Here is an 18,288-nt window from a genome sequence, read left to right as displayed (position 1 = left end):
TTGTCCACTTATTTTCCGCCTTCGGCGGACAGGCTCTCCGCCTGCGGCGGGCCTACATGCGTGGCTCGGTTTAAATATCTCGTTTTGTGAAATCGCTGCGTAATACTAACGACAATCAGAGCCGTGCGTGGAGTCCGCCGGAGGCGGAGAGCAAGCGGATAGATTCGGCATTAAAGAGCTTTGCCAAAAAATAATGTCGCACACCTTTTTTTGCCTCAAATATATTCCCCTTGAATCAACACTCAAAATGTGGTAAGCTGAGTATTATGCTTTTATAATTTAACAAGGGAGGTAAAGTTATGCGTCTTAAGTTATGTGTTATTCTTTTAGTTTCAGCGGTCTGCGTTTATGCCCAGCTCCCGGGAGAGGGCACCCCTGAATCGCCTTGGGTGATAGATAACGCTTCGGATTTCGATGCCTACCGCCGCAATGCGAGCTTTTGGACAGGCACCGCAGTACTCGCCGGCGATATAGACCTCTCCGCTTACTCGCCGTATTCCAGAGCGCCGATATCCCCGGATACAGACACCTTACTCGGCAACTTCCAAGGCACCCCATTCTCAGGCACGCTCGATGGGCAGGGCTTCAGCATTACAGGGCTCTCAATCAATCCGTACACAGCTTCCGGCAAAGACCACGAATTCCTCGGGCTTGTCGGTAAAATCGCTTCTTCGGGTGTCGTGAAAAACATCTCAGTGGAGCTTGAGATTAACCCCGCTCAAAACTGCGGGAGTTTTTGCGCGGGGGCAATTGCAGGGAAAAATTTAGGGCTGATCAGAAACTGCATCTGCCATGCGGAGATAACTCTTCTTGCCGGCACGAATGTGTGCATCGGCGGGATCACCGGCTACAATGAAGGCGATCTCGAGCGTTCTATGAGCTCAGGGTTCATAAAATGCGGAGGGGGCTCCAATCGGGTTGGCGGCGCAGCGGGCTTCAACAGCGCCGGGGATATGCTGCTCTGTTCTTCGAAAGTAAACTGCGTTCTCGGCGACAGCTCGCAGTATATCGGCGGGCTGATCGGAGACAATATGGGCGCCGAGATTAATCAGTGCTGGGCTGGAGGAGATATAACAAGGCTCTCCACCGCTTCGGATTATCCGGACTATGCAGGCGGTTTGCTGGGTCGGAATTACTCAAACAGCAGCATCAAAAACTGCTTCGCTACAGGCGAGGTTGACGGAGATGAATACGCAGGCGGGCTGGCCGGAAGGCACGAAAACAGCGGCATTCGAAAATGCTATTCTACCGGCAAGGTAACGGGAAGCCTGCACGTTGGCGGGCTTGTGGGCAAATCAGATACCGAAGACCCCGATGTGTACGACAGCTTTTGGGATACCCAGACCTCCGGACGGCCGACAAGCTCCGGCGGCACCGGCAAAACCACCGCCCAGCTCCAGCAGGAAAGCACATTCGCCGGCTGGGATTTTATCGCCGTATGGCGAATCAGCCAAACGCCGTTCAACGAGCCTGATTATCCGAAGCTCCGCTTCTACAACCCCGCAGATTTGGATATGTCCTGCGAGGTTGAACTTAGCGATTTTGTGATATTCGCCCAAAACTGGCTCAGCGAAGACTGATTCAGCGAAAATCTGAACGGCCGAAGAAGGCCTGCCGGCATATTGGCAATTACAGGCTTAAGCGGGTTTATATGCTCGATTCAAAGCGGTATTGGCCTGAGCCGATATGCACAACAGCCGCTTCCTGAGCGGGCTCTGCGTCTTTGATTTTATGGCCGTTCTGCCTGATGCTTTCAATGTTTTCGGTTGGCAGATACACATTTGCTGATGTGTTTGCGGGGATCTCCACATCAAGAATAAATTTCCCGCCCTCAATTTTCCATTCGGTTTTAATCTCGCCCCTTATTGAGCGGTATGAAGTTTTTGCCCAGTCGAGATCTCCGCCGGGTTTTGGCTGGATGATTATATTCTTGAACGCATTCCCGCCGGTTTTGATTCCGCCTATCGTTTCGTATATCCACTGGCATACAGCTCCAAATGAATAGTGGGCGAAGGAATTCATCCCCGGGTCTGCAAAGCCCTGCTCGGGTGTCCAGCCGTTCCAGCGTTCCCAGATTGTAGTTGCCCCGTGCTTTATAGAGAAGCCCCATGAGGGGAAGGTGTCGTTAAGCAGGAGCTGATAGGCGAGATCGCTGCGCCCGATATTATCAAGCGCGAGCATAAGGTCTTTCGTCCCCACAAAGCCTGTGGAGAGGTGGCCGTTTTCTTCCTTTATCCTGCGGACAAGGTGCTCGGCTGCAAGCTCGGCAGTTTCCCCGCGGACTAACCCGCAGGAAATCGCCAAAACATACCCCGTTTGCGAATCGCCCTTTATCTTTCCGTCGCTGCTGATATAAGCCTTATTGAATGCTCTTCGCAGCTGCTCAAAAAGCCTGCTGTATTTCGCTGCATCTTCTTCTCTGCCGAGCTTTTCGGCGATTTGTGAGAGCAGGTTGGTGCTGCGAGCGAAGTATGCGGTATAGATAACGTCTTTGGGCGTGTTATCGTCGATGTTAAGCCAGTCTCCGAAGCAGTGGAAATTATCCGGAGGGAGCAGATTATCTTTGCTTCGGTTTATTCTGAAAGCGATGAAACGCTTCATATTATCGTAGTATTTCTCGAGGATTCGCTTATCGCCATACATCTTGTAGATTGTCCAAGGGCATATAATGCCTGCATCCGCCCATGCGGGGCCTCCGTCGGCGTTCCATGCCATTGGCTCGCCGTCGCCTGCTTTCTTCAAGGGGGCAACCTTGGGATACTGCCCGTCTTCTCGCTGGGTATCATTTAAGTCTCTGAGCCATTTGATGAAGAATGCGTGAATATCGTTCTGGTATGCCGCTGTGTTTACATACACCTGCGCATCGCCGGTCCAGCCGAGGCGTTCATCTCGCTGGGGGCAGTCTGTTGGGATATCTATGAAGTTCATTCTCATCGTCCATTCGGCATTTTCCGCTATCTTGTTGACCATTGGATTAGAGCATTCAAAATTCCCCGTTTCAGGCATATCGCTGCTCAGGGCAAGGCCGGTAACATCGCTGAGACTTGGCTTTTGCTTGAGGCCGGTCAGCTCTACGTACTGAAAGCCGTGGAAGGTGAATGAGGGGTGCCAGATTTCTTTGCCGCCGCCTTTGCAGATGTATGTGTCTTCGGCATCTGCGCTGCGGAGGTTGGCGGTGTAGATTGTGCCGTCTTCATTGAGGCGTTCTGCATGGCGGAGCTTTACGGCCTGTCCGCGTTTGCCGCTGATCCGCAGCTTCACAACGCCTGCGAAATTCTGCCCCATATCAAACACATACCGCCCGGGAGCGGGCTCCGATAAGCTCACAGGCTCTACCTTCTCGAAAACCACTACCGGCTCGCTTACCGCCGCCTGCACTTTCGGGCTCACCTCATCGGAGCCTGTCGAAACGTCTTTCCAGCCGCTGTCATCAAATCCGGGTTTGCTCCAGCCGGGCATCTCAAGCCTTGCGTCGTATGTTTCGCCTTTGAGGAAGTCTGCTTTTTTTACTGCGCCGAGTGAGGCCTTCCAGTCTTTCGAGGTGCTTACAGTTTGCGTGGTGCCGTCTGTATATTCTATCTCAAGCTGGCCGAGGAAACGCAGGTCCTCGCCGTAATGCTTTCGTTTTTGGGTGAATCCGATGTACCCTGCAAACCAGCCGTCTGCTATCACGCTGCCGATTGCGTTTTGGCCTTTTCTGAGCTGCTCTGCAACATCATACGTCCGGTAGTAAACCCTTTTTTCGTAGTCTGTCCAGCCCGGGGAGAACCAGTCTTCCCCGATTCGCTTGCCGTTGAGGTAAACCTCGTATATCCCCAGCGAAGACGCATGCAGATACGCGCTCTTGATTTTTTTATCCGCCAGCTTGAATTCATCTCGCAGATAGCGGGCTGGAGCTGCGCCGCCCTGAACTTTAGGCTCGCCCCAAGGGCCTGAGCCGTATTTCCCTGCCGGTTTTGCGTTTTGCCATTTTGAATCATCGTATGAGAGTGTTTTCCATTTGTCGCTTTTGCTTTCAGAGCAAAGCCACTCTTCGCTGGTTGTTAATTCAATCTTTTCGCCTGAGTCTGCTGTTATTTCTGAGGCGAGGATAAGGCCTGCCGGATTTGCCGAATCGCCTGCATTTTCCGCGCTTACTGCAATAATATTCTTGCCTGATTTTAGCATTCCAGCTAAAGAGCAGTGTTTCAGGGAGCTGTGGGATTGCGTTTGTGCAGCGAAATCTCCATTCACATAAATCTCACAGGCATTGTCTGCGGCAAACAAGCAGTATGCCGATTTGATTTCCCAACTTTCAGGGATGTTGAATTTCAGGCGGAAAAATGAGTTGCCTGTTTTTACAGGCCGGCTTGCATTTGGGCGAGACCATATCCAGTCTGCTTTGCGAATAGATTCAGCCGTTTTCCTTTGATCTCGTGAAGGTATATCATCGAAGCCGATCCATTCGGCCTGCCAGTCTGAAGGGTCTAAAAGCCCCATAGTCCAATGAGCGGGACTGCTCCAATCGGAAGGCCTCAGCTGGCTGTCCCAAACTTTCACCTTCCAGCAGCATTGCATTCCGGATTCCAGAGGCTTGCCTTGATACTCCACTGCGATTGTATTATCGCTGATTACCTTGACTGAATCCCATAGGTCAGCCTTTTCCGGCGTGAGTTTTCTTGGGCTTGTGGCTGCTAAGATTCTGTAAGCCCTCTGGCTCTGGTTTCGCTTATCTGATGATACAGTCCAGCTTAGACGAGGTTTGGCTGCATCAATGCCAAGCGGATTTGTGCGGTACTCGCATCGCAGATTTTCAGGTTTGAGCGAACCTGCGTAAAGAGTAGTGAGAAGAATCGCAGAGCAGGCAGCAGCAATTTTCAAAAAACGTTCGTTTTTCATAAAACCACCTTCTATTATGATTTAGCAATTAGATAACGCAGCAGAACCCGTTAGCAGCTTTTAATCCCAGTTTATGCCAAGAAGCGTTTTACGGTTTCTGTTTGAGCTTATTAACCGCAGATTCAACAATTTCTGCATCCACCGGATGCGCCCACTGCCCGCCTTTTGTTAAGGCCTTTCCGATATCCTCAATCAGGGCGAATCTGGGCCAGCCGTCAACGGCTTTTTTATCGTGTTTTATCAGGCTGAGGATCTGTTCAGTGCTGATGTATTCTGGTATCCTAACGGGCAGAGAAAGCTCTTTGAGCAGATTTTCTGTTTTTTCGACCCGTTTTTTCGAGCCCGAGCCGAGCTCAATTTCTATAAGCCCCGCTGCGATTATCCCTATCGAAACGCATTCTCCGTGCAGGAGCTTGTATCCGCTGAGTGTTTCCACAGCATGCCCGATGGTATGGCCGTAGTTTAGGATTCGCCGCTGGTTTTTCTCGCACGGGTCTTCTTCGACTATCTTTGCCTTTATCTTGCAGTTCTTCTCAGCGAGCTGGGATAAGACATCGTCCTCCCGCTCTCTCAATTCCGAGATGCTTGCCTCTAAGAAGCCGAAATAATCGCTGTCCATAATCATCGCATGCTTAACAGATTCAGCGAGCCCAGAGAAATACTCCCTTTCGGGGAGCGTTTTGAGGGTGTGGGTGTCTATGATTACAGCGGCTGGGTGGTGAAATGCGCCGAATGCGTTTTTGCTGATAGAGGAATCAACTCCCGTTTTTCCGCCGATGCTCGAATCTGCCTGAGCAACAGTGGTGGTGGGGATGTGCAATACAGGCACGCCTCTTTTGAAGATTGCAGCAGCGAAGCCTGCCATATCGCCCACAGTTCCCCCGCCGAGCCCGGTGATAACTGAATCTCGCCCCATACCGGAAGCTTCCATAGCCTCCACAATCTCTATCACGGTGGTTATGTTTTTGCTTTTCTCGCCAGCGGGAGAGATTACAAAAAAACCAGCCTCCTGCTGGAAAGCTGAATCCAGCCCCGCAGAATGAACGTTTTCATCTGTAACGATAAAATTCCTTCGTCCTGCGGCGAAACGGGCTAAAAGCTGATTAGAGAGTATTCCGCTGCCGATAACAACAGGGTATTCCCCCGCCTCGGAAGGTTTGGTTTTTACACTGAGCTTTATTAAATCTTCCAAAAAACTGCCCTGCAAAAATGTCGATCAGACAAAATGAAAAAAAGCCGTAAACCGCCTTGGGGCAATTTACGGCTTTTCGGAATACTTTACCACCTAAACGTTCATTCCGGAAATCTCGCAGGCAAAAACCATCGTGCCTTCAACGAGACCCTGCACCTTTGCAGTGTATTTTCTGCTCCGCATCTTATATATATGGCAGAGCATAATAAGCCTGTCTCCGGGTACTACCGTACCCCTGAAATTCGCCGATTCAATCCCCGCAAAGCCGATAAAGCCTTTAAGACCGTAAATCTTCTTCATATAGAGGCTCGAAAGCTGAGCTGCCGCTTCAACCATAATCACACCGGGCATAATCGGCCTGCCCGGAATATGCCCGCGCACCCAGAATTCCTGGTCCGTTACGTCTTTGTAGCCAACACTGTAATGGTTTTCATCGTCATACCAGATGATACCATCAAGCTGCTGCATTTCATAATTCTGCGGGTTGTATTTTAGTATTTCAGTTTTATCAAAGAGCACTCGGCTCAGATCAATGTTATCTATGTCGAAAAGTAGTTTAGGAGGCATCCGAGTATTCCCAAATTTCAGATATCAGTCGCGCATTTCAAGAACTTTTGCCCTTATAGTCTGGGCTGCTGCTTTAATGTCCTGCATTTTCTTGCGCACTCTGGTACCAGCGGCTTTATTTCCGCTTTGAGCTTTCTGTAAATCCATTTCAGCTTCTTCAACAAGATTCTTTAGAGTATCAAATTCCTGCATTGCCAACTCCTTGGTCTTAAAATGTTAACTGTTTATTATTTAATTATGACTGTTGCAGAAACTTTAGTGAAAAACGGAGGATTGTCAAAACAAAAAACCGTTTCAAATCGGAATATCCTCGTTTTTGAGCTCTTCAGCCGCTTCTGCGGGCATATGAAGGCCTGAAAGATGGATCGCAAGCCCTGGCAGAGAGCCCACAAGAAGCACAAGACGCTGGCAAAGGGCTATTGTAACGGCCTGCTCAGGGCTCACCTCAGGCAGAAGTGAGAAGGCGGCGGAAATCCCGACCTCCAGAACTCCCAGCCCACCAGGGCTTATCGGAAGCGAGCCAATCATCCAGCAGAGGGGGAAAAAGGCAGCGTAGTAGCGGAAGTCTGCCTCGATCCCTGCGGAGCTGCACACAAGGTAAAACCCTGAAATGCTGCAAAGCTGAATCAGAAGCGTGAAAACAATGGCAAGAAACATCTTAAACGGGCTTCCTGCATACACCTTAACCGCCTCGAGAAGACGCAGAACCTTATGACGGATCTTAGCCCAAAGCTTCTGCATAAAGGCGGTTTTTCTAATTAGGAAAAATACCGCAACTGCAAGAACAAGCGCAGAAGCCCCTGCGAGGAGGATCGTTTCAAGGCCGCGAATCTCTTTTGAGGAATCATCTGCGGAAGATAGGAGCTTGTATGAATAAAGCAGGCCGATGCCTGCGAGCAAAAGCGATGATGCAAGCCCGCAAAAGCGGTCAACAATAACGCTGAAAGCCGCCTCCATCTTCTTATGGCTGGTATGATGGGTGATATACCAAGCACGAAGTACATCCCCGCCCACAAAGCTGAGCATTACGTTGTTGTAGAAAAAACCTACGTATGTCAGCTTTACCGCTGCGAGGCTGGAAACCTTTATGTTTATAAGACTCAGCAGATATTTCCACCTTATCCCTACCATCGACTGAGCGATTAAGAAAAGCGCTACTGCAGCAAAAAACATCAAGGGCTTGATCTTTGAGAAAGACGCTGCTAATTCCGATATGTCCTGAGTGCTTAGCAGCAAAACTACAGCACCAACGCCTATTATTATCCTTGCGATATTAGAAATTGTTTTTTTCATCCATCCAACCTATAAGAAGAGTATTTTCAAATTGTTCAGTGTTAAGCTTGATTATCAGGAATGATTTTTTGCAGTTCTTTTACTAAAACTGGCAAGTCAAACTCTATTATATCCCATAGTATATCCAAGTCTACAGAATCATATCCATGAAACAAACGATTTCGTAAACCTATTATTTCTTTCCATTGGATTTTAGAGTATTTCATTTTTGTGTTTTCAGAAATTTTGGTTGCTGCTTCCCCAATAATTTCGACCAATCTTGTTAAAGCAAGCTCGAGTATTCTTTCCTTGAATATATCTTCCCTGTTTTTATTACTTGCCAAATTTTCTGCTTCTTTGCAGCTTTCAAGCATATGCTTTAAACGCATCTGGTCTTTATGCTGCTCCATAAATAACCTCGGAATTGTTTATCACCTGCTCCCTGAAATTCTTGCTGAGAAAGGCCTTTGTGTTCAGGTCAACTTTTCTGCCGAAAATTTCTGAAAGCTCATTTTGAATTCTGAAAAAATCCAACCCTACACGGGCTCCCTGCTCAAATTCTGCAAGGATATCAATATCGCTTGAATTTGAGAAATCGTCCCTGAGCACAGAGCCGAACAGAGCAAGTTTTTTGATTCGGTTTTCTTTGCAGAACTCTGCTATTCGTTTATATGGTATTTCAATTTTGGCATTCATTTCAGTTTATGAGTATAACAATTTTCAAAACTAATACCAAACACCGAATGTTAAATTCGGAAGTAAGGGCAGTTTTGCTATCTGCTTCTTCTCAGCTCGAGTGCGCTGTCTCCTGCGATACTTCTTACCTGCCCTCTGAAATTTTGGTCTGGAGTAACGGAGAATTTCCCGTCGAACTGGACAGTAACAATGCTTCCGTCTTCGGTCTTAATTTCAAGGAAAACAGGCGATTTGCCGCTGTATTCTGTGATAACCCGCTTGAGCTTCTCAACCTTCGCCTCTTCATAAGAGCTTTCCCATTTTATAAACACGTTCGTTGAGAACTGATTCATAACCAGCTCAGGGAGGATAATCCTCTTTGCGATGATCTGGGGGTTATCGCGGGATTTATCAACCTTCCCCTGAACGAATATAATCTTATCCTGCTCTATCAGATGCGAGAATTCTGCGAACTGATCGGGAAAAAGGACAATCTCGCATTCCCCGTTGAGGTCTTCAAAGCTCACGATACACATCTTCCTGCCTGCATTTTTGCCTGATTTTGTGGTGAAGACTTTTGTATCGGTAATCATCCCGCCGATAACGATATCAGCTCCGTCTGCCATTTTTGGGATTTCATCGCTGTGGGCAGTGGAGTAGGCGGTGATTGTATCGCCCTGCCTGCTGAGCGGGTTTGATGTTACGAATATCCCGAGCAGGTCTTTTTCGTAGCTGAGCATAAGAGCCGGAGGCCAGGCCGGAACGTCCGGCAGGCTGTTTGCCTGAGCTTCCTGTCCGCTCTGTTCTTCTCCGAAAGCGGCAAACAGATTCCCCTGTCCGCTGAGCTTATCGGCCTGAGCAGTCTGCCCTGCACGAACGGCAGGCTCCACCGCTTCGTAAAACTGCGCCCTGCTTGCTCCGAGCCGGTCGAAAGCGCCGGCTTTCACAAGAGCCTCGATAGACTGCTTTGTAACGGCTCTTAAATCAACATTTTCGCAGAAATGATACAGGCCTGTAAAGCCTCCGCATTCTTCTCTTGCCTGTATAATTTTTTCTATTGCCTTCTCTCCAAGACCCTTTATTGCCCCTAGGCCGAAGCGAATCTTGCCATGCTTATTCTTTCTGTCTTCTTCTGAATCGTATGCAGCCTTGAAATCCACAAAGCTTTCGTTTATATCCGGCGGGAGGATATCAATCCCCATAGCCTTGCACTCTTTGAAGTATTCCTTGGCCTTTGTCTGATCGCCCTTTTCGTAGGTGAGCAGGGAGGCCATAAACTCCACAGGCCAGTACTGCTTGAGGTAGGCTGTCTGGAAAGCAACAAATGCATAACGCGAGGAATGGCTTTTGTTGAATCCGTATCCGGCGAACTTGTTGATAAGGCTGAAGATATCCTCTGCCTGCTGTTTTTCGAGGCCGTTATCAACGCAGCCATCGATAAAATGCTGCTTCTTATCAGCGATCACCTCTTCCTTCTTCTTGCTTATCGCCTTAATGAGTTTGTATGCCTCACGAAGCTTGATTCCGCCGAGCCGGTGGCAAATCTGCATCACCTGCTCCTGATACACCATAATCCCGAAGGTTTCTTCAAGAACCTCCTTCATCACTGGATGGGGCACCTCCCATTTCGCTCCGTGCTTTCTTGCAATGAAATCATCGATAAGATCCATCGGCCCCGGGCGGTACAGGGCGTTTGCGGCGATCAGGTCTTCAAGGCGGTCTGGCTTGAGGTCTTTGAGCAGCCTAACCATACCGGCAGATTCAAACTGAAACACACCCTTGGTTTTCCCAGCGCCGAATATCCCGCCTAACACCTCTTGGTCTTTTGTGTCAACGGCTTCGATATCAATATCCACGCCGTGAATCCGCTTAACCTTTCGCTTCGTGGATTCGATGATACTCAGCGTCCTGAGGCCGAGAAAATCCATCTTCAAAAGCCCCACATCCTCCACATGGGACCCTTCAAACTGGGTTATCAGATCCTCCGAACCGCTCTGACGGTAGAGCGGGAGCATTGTATCCAGCGGCTCATCAGCAATCACCACTGCGCATGCATGCACGCCCGCGTGCCTTGAAAGCCCTTCGAGCTTTCTGCCGGTGTCTATCAACTTCTTTGTCTGGGGGCTGTTTTCGTATTCCTTTTTGAGGTCTTGGTCGTCTTCAAGCGCCCCCTCAAGGGTAACCTTCGGCCCTTCGGGAATCATTTTGGCAACCCTGTTAACATCAGGCAGGGGCACATCCAGAGCCCTTCCCACATCCCTTATCACACACTTTGCCCCCATCGTGCCGAATGTGGTTATCTGGGCAATCTCGCCGTACTTCTCGCGTACATAGTTCAAAAGCGCTGGCCTGCCGTCCTGACAGATATCGATATCGATATCGGGCATCTCATTACGCTCGGGATCCATAAAACGCTCGAAGAGAAGGCCGTATTTGATTGGGTCAACGTTACACAGCCCTAAGCAGTAGCCAACGATAGTTCCTACACCGCTGCCTCTTGCACCGGTGGGGATGCCGTTTTTCGCTGCCCAGTTGCAGAATTCCCATACGATAAGGAAGTAGCTCGAGAAGCCTTTTCCGTCTATAACGCCGATTTCTCGTTCTATTCTATTTTTAATGTCTTCTGTTATCTCGCTGTATCGCTCTTCGGCGCCTTTGTAAACCAGCTCACGCAGATATTCGCCCGGGGTCTTTTTATCCGGCGGTGTAAATTTCGGGGCGTGCTGGGTTTCCAGATCGATCTCAACATTGCATCGCTCCGCAATTTTGAGCGTGTTATCACAGGCCTCGGGGATATCGCTGAAAAGCTCCCTCATTTCCTCAGGCGATTTGAGATACACGCTGGTGGGGTAATGCATCCTGTTTTCATCGCTCACGATCTTTCCTGTACTGATGCATGTGAGGATATCGTGGGCTTCGTAGTCGTTTTTGTTGAGAAAGTGCACGTCATTTGTTGCCACTAACCCCAGCCCGAGCTTATTTGCCATCTCGATCATCTCGGGATTCGGGTCTACCGGCTCCTCATCCACCCAGCTGTGCCGCTGGAGCTCAATGAAGAAGTTGTTCTCGCCGAAAATTCTTGCATAATTCTCAGCCGCCTTAACGGCATCCTCATGCCTGCCTCGTATAATGTATTGCGGGATTATCCCCCCAAGACACGCAGAGCAGGCTATTATCCCCTCGCTGTATCGGCTGAGCAGCTCATCATCCACTCTCGGTTTGTAGTACAGGCCTTCTGTGTATGAAAGGGAGGTGAGCTTTATGAGATTCTGATAGCCCGTGTTGTTTTCAGCGAGCAGGAGGAGATGAAAATTGGAATCTCTCTGGGTTCCCGTTCTCTCCTGCCTTTTTCCCGGGGTATAGTAAGCTTCAAGGCCGATTATCGGCTTAACACCGCTGCCGGCGAATGTCTTGTAGAAATCTATCGCACCGTATAGGTTTCCGTGGTCTGTCATTGCCGCAGAAGACATTCCGTATTCATTGCATTTACCCAGAAGCTCAGGGATCTTTACAGCCCCGTCCAGCAGTGAGTATTCGGTGTGAAGATGAAGATGCGCAAAACCTTGATTAGACATTTTATAACCATAAATAATATATTGCGAATGATAATAAACACGAAAATTTATGCCCAAGATTTTATCTATACCGCTTCGCTTAGCAAGCCGAGAATTGAAATGTAAAAGAGGTTTCCCTGCGGGGGAATGTGGCTCGTTATGGTAGGCATCTGCCTTTTTTACTTATAGCTTAACTTTTTCTTCATTTCAGCGCAGGCTTAACCTTGTGCAGTAAAATTACTTGCCCAAGTTTTTTTTATCCCTGAAACACGTTTTTTTCAAGGTATTTGAATATTTAATTTGAAAAGTACGATTAAATTTTCTAAGCTGAATTAAGAGCTTCGATTTTTCATCTGTGTATTGATGTAGGTGTAATATTGTATTTTGCTAAAGGAGGCAAAAAATGAAGAAGTTATTATTTTCCTCAATTCTGATCCTGCTTATCCCGGGGATTATCTGTGCGGAGCCGTATTTCTCGAAGCAGGGTGCTGCCGATTGGCAGGAGGCTCTGGATGCGGGTTTTATTCGCGGCCTCACCCCTTCAGAGTGGGATGGTTATATGAACCAGTGGCAGCAGTTTCTAGGCCCTGGCGGAGTGCCCTATCCTGTTGATACTCAGTTTCTCCCGCCTGAGCTTTATGTTGCAGAGAACGCCGGAGATATGGACGAACAGCCCGGGCTTGTGATGGCTTGGGGCGAAGACGGCCAGTCCGACGGCGACTATGCCAGCGCGTGGGTGTATGAGTACGGAGTGGATCCGGACTTGAGCGGAGCGGTGATTCAGATTACCGTTGTCCCGCCGCAGTACGGCCCGACCGGAAGTCAGGTAAACACCGTGTCTTTCGGGATACGTGATATGAACGGGGCGATTCGTTCATGGCACTGGGTCTGCGGGCCGGGCGGTATCCCTTGGAACACGCCCACAACGATTACGATCAACGCCTGGATGACCGGTATAGGCGCGACGACGCCTTCAGCCTCAGGCTTTATGAACAACCCCGCATTCGACATCACAAAGGTGATTGATTTCATCGTGGACGAGAATGCCGCTTGGGTAGGCGGGGCAGCTCCAGTGCCGCCTCCAGGACAGACTGTTCCAAAGCCTTGGAACTACTGGTACGACCTTATTGTTAGGCCGAGCGATAACCCAGAGGGGATGACAGTGGGCTTCAATCCCGAGATCCATCAGGATATCGAAAACCCCGATCTCTGGCCGAACGACTATCATATGGAGTTTGTAGTGGAGTCTTACAATCCCTTCAATCCGGATGTTCCCGCCCCGCCGATTCTTCTCTCGCATATTGATGATATGTTTATGTCTTTCGATTACAGCATAACCCCGCTGGGCGACGGGTATTATCAGGTGGAGATGGACTGGTCTAACCCGGTAGAAGACCCTATTCCATACTGCACGGTAATACATCTGGGCTTCGAGCTGGAGGTTATAAACAGCAATGTGATTTTGGAAGTGAAGGGCTGGTGGACGAAGGACGGAGAGCCGGTGGGCGATATTGCCGAACCTAATTTGCCAAACGACGGGTTTACCCCGCTTTTGGGATTTAGAGTGGAAGACGGAATGATAAACCCGCCGCCGATCGGGATGCCTGAATTCGGCTATCTCACGCTTCGTAACGGAGACGGCAACCCCGATACCTCGCAGGGCGAGATTCCTGTGGAGATAGTGCAGCTTGAGCTGGCGGTTCTCAGCCCTGAGGAGCTGGCAAATCAGCTGGGCGATTATCCTTTCGGCGAGCTCAACTCATCCAGCCCGCTTCAGCAGGAGCTTCCGTGGCAGCCTGCTCTAATCGACGGCGCGCTGGTGGGCGAGAATAATCCGGTGAATATGCCGCCGGACAGCTTCTTTGATGTATTCTTTGATATAGATTTGCCCGAGCCAACGCCGATTGATGCCGGCGATTTCGTGATTATCCGCGAGAAGGTAAGATTTACAAACAACAATAATATGGTTGAGGAAAGATGGTCTTGGCATATGCACGAGGCGGACAACGGAGAATGCGATCTGGGCGATGCTCCGGACGATACCAACGCTGCGTTCGCCCCTATGACCACTTACCCCGCTGCTGTTGCTGCGAAATTCCCAACGACCTATCAAAACGGCAGCCCGCCTTTCGGCCCGATACACTTCTGGCCTGCCTCAGGCCCGTATCTGGGTACGGGAGTAACGCTGGAATGGGACGCAGACTTCGGCTCCGATGAGGATCCTACGAACAATATCATCCCGGTATCCAACACAGCTGACAAAGATTTCGCTGACGACGGAATCATTGGTATGCCGCTCTCAATGCCGAAATGCGAGAATACGGCATTCGATTACCGCGTAACAGTGCCTTCAGCGGCTGCTGGATTATCCGCCTACGTTAATGCATGGGCTGATTTCAACCGCGACGGCGACTGGGACGATGTGATTGTATGCCAAGACAGCGGACAGCAGGTTAGCGAGTGGATCGTGCAGGACCAGCCGCTTGCGAATCTCAGCGCAGGCGTGCAGACATTTACCACCCCCCCATTCTACTCCTGGCACCCGGGCAGCGCTGATGAAGAGCCGATGTGGCTCAGGATTACGATTTCACCCCTGCCGTTTACAGGCAGCGGCGACCCGGTGGCAGCGGGCTCAGGCCCTCCATGGGGCTACACCTACGGCGAAACAGAAGATTATCTCTTCGTTCCCGTTACAACCGAAGGAGATACCTGCGACTGCGCAGACCTCACAGGCGACGGCTTTGTGGACCTGAGCGACCTTGCCTGTATGGCAAGCCAATGGCTCACAAGCTGCCCGTAATGTCAGAATTTAAAGAAAAAGGGCTGAAGATTTTTTCTTTAGCCCTTTGATTTCCTTTTTCTGATGTTATAATACACTTATTATTTAGGTGTAAGTGTTAGAAAGGAAAGTTCAAAATGATGGTAATAGGTTACAGCAGGAAATTACACTTTGTGTTTGCGTGTATTTTCTCAGCAGCTGCAGCGGTAAATGCGGCGTATGTGCAGGAAGATTTCAGAGGCACAACCGCCCCGGGCTGGGTGATTGAGTCTAATTCTGCCGGTTCTCCGGGATTAACTGCGGAAACAGGAGAAGACCCGGACGGCGATGGATGGCTGAGGCTTACCAATGATCAGGATGAAAGCCAAGGGGCTTTTGCTTACTACGATACCGCCATTCCTACAAATCAGGGCCTTGTTTTTACATTCGATTTTGTTACATGGGGAAGCGGAGGCACTCTTGCCGACGGCCTTGCCCTTGCTATTTTCAGAGCGGATGTGGATCCCGATCCTCAAAGCTACGGCGGCTCGCTTGCATACGCACCTCAATACAATTCTCCCGGATTGAACGGGGCTGTAGCAGGGTTCGGATTTGATGAATTCGGTAATTTCTCAAACCCTACTGAAGGCAGAACAGGAGGTCCCGGGCGAACTCAAAATGCTGTGGCAATACGAGGCTCACAGGGGGAAGACAGATTCACCGGATATGAGTATCAAACGGGAACCGGCCCAGACCCATTGCCTGATTTCTCAACAGATGAAGTGAGTTCAAGGGATGATGCCGTTATACATACGGTAAAGATTACAATCCCCACAGACAAGGTGATCTCTGTAGAGTGGAAACCGGAAGGGGAAGACTGGTCTTATCTGATAAGAGATTACGAGTGCGGGCTTAACTGCCCCGATCAAATCAAATTCGGTTATGCCGCCTCAACAGGGTCACTTAAAGCCTACCACGAGGTAAGAAATCTGAGCGTAACAGCTGTTCCTGAGCCTGCCTCAATTTCCATCATGGCCTTGGGAGGATTAACACTCCTTAGAAAACGAAGAAAATAAGCTCAAATTCAGATCTCCGTAAGTTTTTCTAACGCGCAGTTTCTCAGGGCACTGAGTTGCTGGGGCGATTCTCCGCGAGCCTGCAAATGCGATGGAAAAAGATTCTGCAAGCTGTACTTTTCTTCGTATATTTCTATTCGCCGGCGATGATTAGTATTACCCGGCCTTTGAATCCCCGCAGGCTCTCTGTTCGCAGCTTCCGGATTTACCTTCATTACCCTTTAGCTTTTCATATATGCTATTGAGGCGGGGGCGGAGGATATCGTTCCAGATTTCATAGCCCTTTTTGTTCAGGTGCAGGCGGTCTTTGAGGAAGAGCTGATCGTTCGGCCTGCCTTCCTCGGTTAGGAGAGCCGAAGCGGTGTCAACGTAATAGAGATTCCCGCTTTTCTGATTATAACTGCGGATGAGCTGATTGGTTTTGCTCATATTATCCCAATACTGCCAGCGGCTTGAGGCCGGCTTAATCGGGAGATACACAAACGGTGTGTTCGGATAGTCGCTGCGGATTTTGCTCAAGAGCTGCTTGTAGTCTTCAAATATCTGCTCTGGGGGTTTGGCGGAAGCAGCGTCGTTATCGCCGGCATAGAATACTATCACTGCCGGATCATAGCTGCCTCTAAATCGGGTTTTTTGATAATAGCTGCCATAAACCAGTCCTTGTTTACTTTGCCCCTATAATGCCGAACATAACCCGAACAATCAAGACTGAATTACACAGCCATCCCATAGAAGAACAAAATATAAGATGTTTCTTTGAAAATAGCGGGGTATGAGTTACACTAATTTCAACAAACTAACCAAAAATTAGGAGTAACTCATGACACCCGCTAAGCATCAATATACAGTTCTCAAGCAGATATGCCAATATATTCCTGCTTATCTTGTTTCAAAATTATCCCGGTTTTACGGTATTGACAAGCAATCACGAACATTTTCGTGCTGGTCTCACATTGTATCTATGCTTCATGTCCAGATTGCTCACAGCCTCTCGCTGAACGACGTTGCCGACACATTGCGTAATCATTCCGGAGCTTTGATTCCTATTCGCCGTGCAACCCCACCAAGCAGGAATGGGCTTTCTCATGCAAACAGGGTTCGAGATCCTCGTATGGCAGAGACTCTCTTCTGGGAGGTGCTGTCCCATATCCAAGCCCAGCATCCTAATTTTGGCAGAGGTCATAAATACTCCGGCCTTCCAAGGCGTTTTAAGAGAGCAATATATGCGGTTGATTCAACAACGATTCAGCTTGTAGCCAACTGTATTGACTGGGCTAAACATCGCAGACGCAAAGCCGCTGCAAAGTGCCACATGCAGCTTAATCTCCAGACATTCCTGCCTCAATTTGCTATTGTAAAAGAAGCCTCAACCCATGATTCGACAGAGGCTTATCAGCTCTGTCAGAACCTTAAAAGCGGCGAAATAGCGGTTTTTGACAAGGCTTACGTGGATTTTAAGCATCTGGCTGATCTTGACAGGCGAGAATTATTCTGGGTTACCAGAGCCAAAGACAATATGAAATATCGTTTTGTTAAACAGAATACAGAACCAAAAGGTGATATCCAATACGATGCATTAATTGAACTTGAAATGCCGAAAAGCTATGAGGCCTACCCGAAGCAGCTCCGTTTGGTTAAGGCTTATGTGGAAGTTAACGGCGAGAAAAAGCTTATGAAATTTATCACTAACAATACTCAGTGGGCGCCGAGCAGTATCTGCGGCCTATATAAATGCCGATGGGGCATAGAGGTGTTTTTCAAGCAAATAAAGCAGACTTTGCAGCTAAGCGATTTCCTAGGGCATAGCCAAGAAGCGATTCTATGGCAAGTATGGACGGCAATGCTTGCTTATATTTTAATACGGTATATAGGTTTCCTCGGCAAATGGAAAGGAACATTCAGTCGATTGTTTACTTTGCTGAGGGGTGTATTATTCAGCCGGCTGGATGTTTTTAGCGTTATGGCTGCCTGTGGGACAGCACGTGGTTCACCGCGTATGGTTGCAAGCCCTCAGCAGGCTTATTTGCCAGGTTTTAATATGTAGCAAGATTTTACGCAAAGAAAGAGGTGAAAAAAGAGTGGGCAGTATTGAGCAAATAACTGACAATTGAACAATAGCCAAAAAAATGCAAACTGGGGTGATTGAAATCCTTCAGGAAAAGGGCGTTTTAATACAATAAACAAGCCCTCAACGATAAATCTATGGACCTATGGGATGGCTGTGACTGAATTAAAAAAACAGCAGCAAGCATAGCGGCAGCTTGTCCAAATCTGTGCTATGGTAAAGGGAGCAGTTTACTGAAATCATTCCAGCTT

Annotated in this window: 13 protein-coding genes; 4 read left to right on the top strand and 9 right to left on the bottom strand. The window is 48.9% G+C overall.

The window, feature by feature from the left end:
* Window positions 1-299: 299 nt before the first annotated feature.
* Window positions 300-1,580, top strand: coding sequence for a GLUG motif-containing protein (locus tag STSP1_RS06775; RefSeq protein WP_085755627.1), 1,281 nt, complete (start codon window positions 300-302; stop codon window positions 1,578-1,580).
* Between the two features lie 67 nt (window positions 1,581-1,647).
* On the opposite strand, the gene STSP1_RS06770 is transcribed toward STSP1_RS06775, so the two are convergent.
* From STSP1_RS06770 to STSP1_RS06735, 8 genes are all read right to left on the bottom strand, one after another.
* Entirely contained in the window at window positions 1,648-4,878 is a 3,231-nt protein-coding gene (locus tag STSP1_RS06770; protein WP_085755626.1) for a family 78 glycoside hydrolase catalytic domain, read from the bottom strand.
* Between the two features lie 88 nt (window positions 4,879-4,966).
* Window positions 4,967-6,070 carry a 3-dehydroquinate synthase gene (gene aroB / locus STSP1_RS06765; protein WP_161491651.1) on the bottom strand — a complete coding sequence of 368 codons (1,104 nt, stop codon included), beginning with the start codon at window positions 6,068-6,070 and terminating at the stop codon, window positions 4,967-4,969.
* Window positions 6,071-6,163: 93 nt separating this feature from the next.
* Window positions 6,164-6,637, bottom strand: a complete 474-nt coding sequence (locus tag STSP1_RS06760; RefSeq protein WP_085755624.1) for a 3-hydroxyacyl-ACP dehydratase FabZ family protein — start codon at window positions 6,635-6,637, stop codon at window positions 6,164-6,166.
* A gap of 24 nt (window positions 6,638-6,661) precedes the next feature.
* Complete coding sequence (locus STSP1_RS06755) at window positions 6,662-6,829, bottom strand: hypothetical protein (RefSeq protein ID WP_085755623.1); 168 nt, start codon at window positions 6,827-6,829, stop codon at window positions 6,662-6,664.
* 102 nt (window positions 6,830-6,931) lie between these two features.
* The gene (locus tag STSP1_RS06750; RefSeq protein WP_085755622.1) at window positions 6,932-7,930 is read right to left on the bottom strand and encodes a lysylphosphatidylglycerol synthase transmembrane domain-containing protein; all 999 of its coding nucleotides are present in this window, start codon (window positions 7,928-7,930) and stop codon (window positions 6,932-6,934) included.
* A gap of 41 nt (window positions 7,931-7,971) precedes the next feature.
* Complete coding sequence (locus tag STSP1_RS06745; protein ID WP_085755621.1) at window positions 7,972-8,319, bottom strand: HepT-like ribonuclease domain-containing protein; 348 nt, start codon at window positions 8,317-8,319, stop codon at window positions 7,972-7,974.
* Window positions 8,306-8,605 (bottom strand): nucleotidyltransferase family protein, encoded by a 300-nt coding sequence (locus STSP1_RS06740; RefSeq protein ID WP_085755620.1) that lies wholly within the window; start codon window positions 8,603-8,605, stop codon window positions 8,306-8,308. Before STSP1_RS06740 ends, STSP1_RS06745 begins: the two co-directional genes overlap by 14 nt.
* 77 nt (window positions 8,606-8,682) lie before the next feature.
* The gene (locus tag STSP1_RS06735) at window positions 8,683-12,159 is read right to left on the bottom strand and encodes a DNA polymerase III subunit alpha (protein WP_085755619.1); all 3,477 of its coding nucleotides are present in this window, start codon (window positions 12,157-12,159) and stop codon (window positions 8,683-8,685) included.
* A gap of 382 nt (window positions 12,160-12,541) precedes the next feature.
* Between STSP1_RS06735 and STSP1_RS06730 the strand changes: the two genes are divergently transcribed.
* Window positions 12,542-14,938 carry a GEVED domain-containing protein gene (locus tag STSP1_RS06730; RefSeq protein ID WP_085755618.1) on the top strand — a complete coding sequence of 799 codons (2,397 nt, stop codon included), beginning with the start codon at window positions 12,542-12,544 and terminating at the stop codon, window positions 14,936-14,938.
* A 116-nt stretch (window positions 14,939-15,054) separates the two neighbouring features.
* Window positions 15,055-15,972, top strand: a complete 918-nt coding sequence (locus tag STSP1_RS06725) for a PEP-CTERM sorting domain-containing protein (protein ID WP_085755617.1) — start codon at window positions 15,055-15,057, stop codon at window positions 15,970-15,972.
* 156 nt (window positions 15,973-16,128) lie between these two features.
* Here the strand turns inward: STSP1_RS06725 and STSP1_RS06720 are convergent, their stop codons facing one another.
* Window positions 16,129-16,629 carry a GDSL-type esterase/lipase family protein gene (locus STSP1_RS06720; RefSeq protein WP_085755616.1) on the bottom strand — a complete coding sequence of 167 codons (501 nt, stop codon included), beginning with the start codon at window positions 16,627-16,629 and terminating at the stop codon, window positions 16,129-16,131.
* A gap of 163 nt (window positions 16,630-16,792) precedes the next feature.
* Between STSP1_RS06720 and STSP1_RS06715 the strand changes: the two genes are divergently transcribed.
* Window positions 16,793-18,016, top strand: coding sequence for an IS4 family transposase (locus STSP1_RS06715; RefSeq protein ID WP_085754774.1), 1,224 nt, complete (start codon window positions 16,793-16,795; stop codon window positions 18,014-18,016).
* Window positions 18,017-18,288 lie beyond the last annotated feature (272 nt).

Origin of the sequence: Sedimentisphaera salicampi, from assembly GCF_002117005.1 — a bacterium.
Taxonomy (GTDB): Bacteria; Planctomycetota; Phycisphaerae; order Sedimentisphaerales; family Sedimentisphaeraceae; genus Sedimentisphaera; species Sedimentisphaera salicampi.
The sequence above is the reverse complement of the archived record's forward strand: the minus strand, read 5'-3'. Positions and strand labels throughout refer to the sequence as shown.

What these genes read in the sequence shown, in the direction of transcription:
- STSP1_RS06760 (WP_085755624.1), bottom strand. Translation starts at nt 6,637, where the DNA reads ATGCCTCCTAAACTACTTTTCGACATAGATAACATTGATCTGAGCCGA.
- STSP1_RS06770 (WP_085755626.1), bottom strand. Translation starts at nt 4,878, where the DNA reads ATGAAAAACGAACGTTTTTTGAAAATTGCTGCTGCCTGCTCTGCGATT.
- STSP1_RS06715 (WP_085754774.1), top strand. Translation starts at nt 16,793, where the DNA reads ATGACACCCGCTAAGCATCAATATACAGTTCTCAAGCAGATATGCCAA.
- STSP1_RS06775 (WP_085755627.1), top strand. Translation starts at nt 300, where the DNA reads ATGCGTCTTAAGTTATGTGTTATTCTTTTAGTTTCAGCGGTCTGCGTT.
- STSP1_RS06755 (WP_085755623.1), bottom strand. Translation starts at nt 6,829, where the DNA reads ATGCAGGAATTTGATACTCTAAAGAATCTTGTTGAAGAAGCTGAAATG.
- STSP1_RS06745 (WP_085755621.1), bottom strand. Translation starts at nt 8,319, where the DNA reads ATGGAGCAGCATAAAGACCAGATGCGTTTAAAGCATATGCTTGAAAGC.
- STSP1_RS06725 (WP_085755617.1), top strand. Translation starts at nt 15,055, where the DNA reads ATGATGGTAATAGGTTACAGCAGGAAATTACACTTTGTGTTTGCGTGT.
- STSP1_RS06735 (WP_085755619.1), bottom strand. Translation starts at nt 12,159, where the DNA reads ATGTCTAATCAAGGTTTTGCGCATCTTCATCTTCACACCGAATACTCA.
- STSP1_RS06740 (WP_085755620.1), bottom strand. Translation starts at nt 8,605, where the DNA reads ATGAATGCCAAAATTGAAATACCATATAAACGAATAGCAGAGTTCTGC.
- STSP1_RS06750 (WP_085755622.1), bottom strand. Translation starts at nt 7,930, where the DNA reads ATGAAAAAAACAATTTCTAATATCGCAAGGATAATAATAGGCGTTGGT.
- STSP1_RS06730 (WP_085755618.1), top strand. Translation starts at nt 12,542, where the DNA reads ATGAAGAAGTTATTATTTTCCTCAATTCTGATCCTGCTTATCCCGGGG.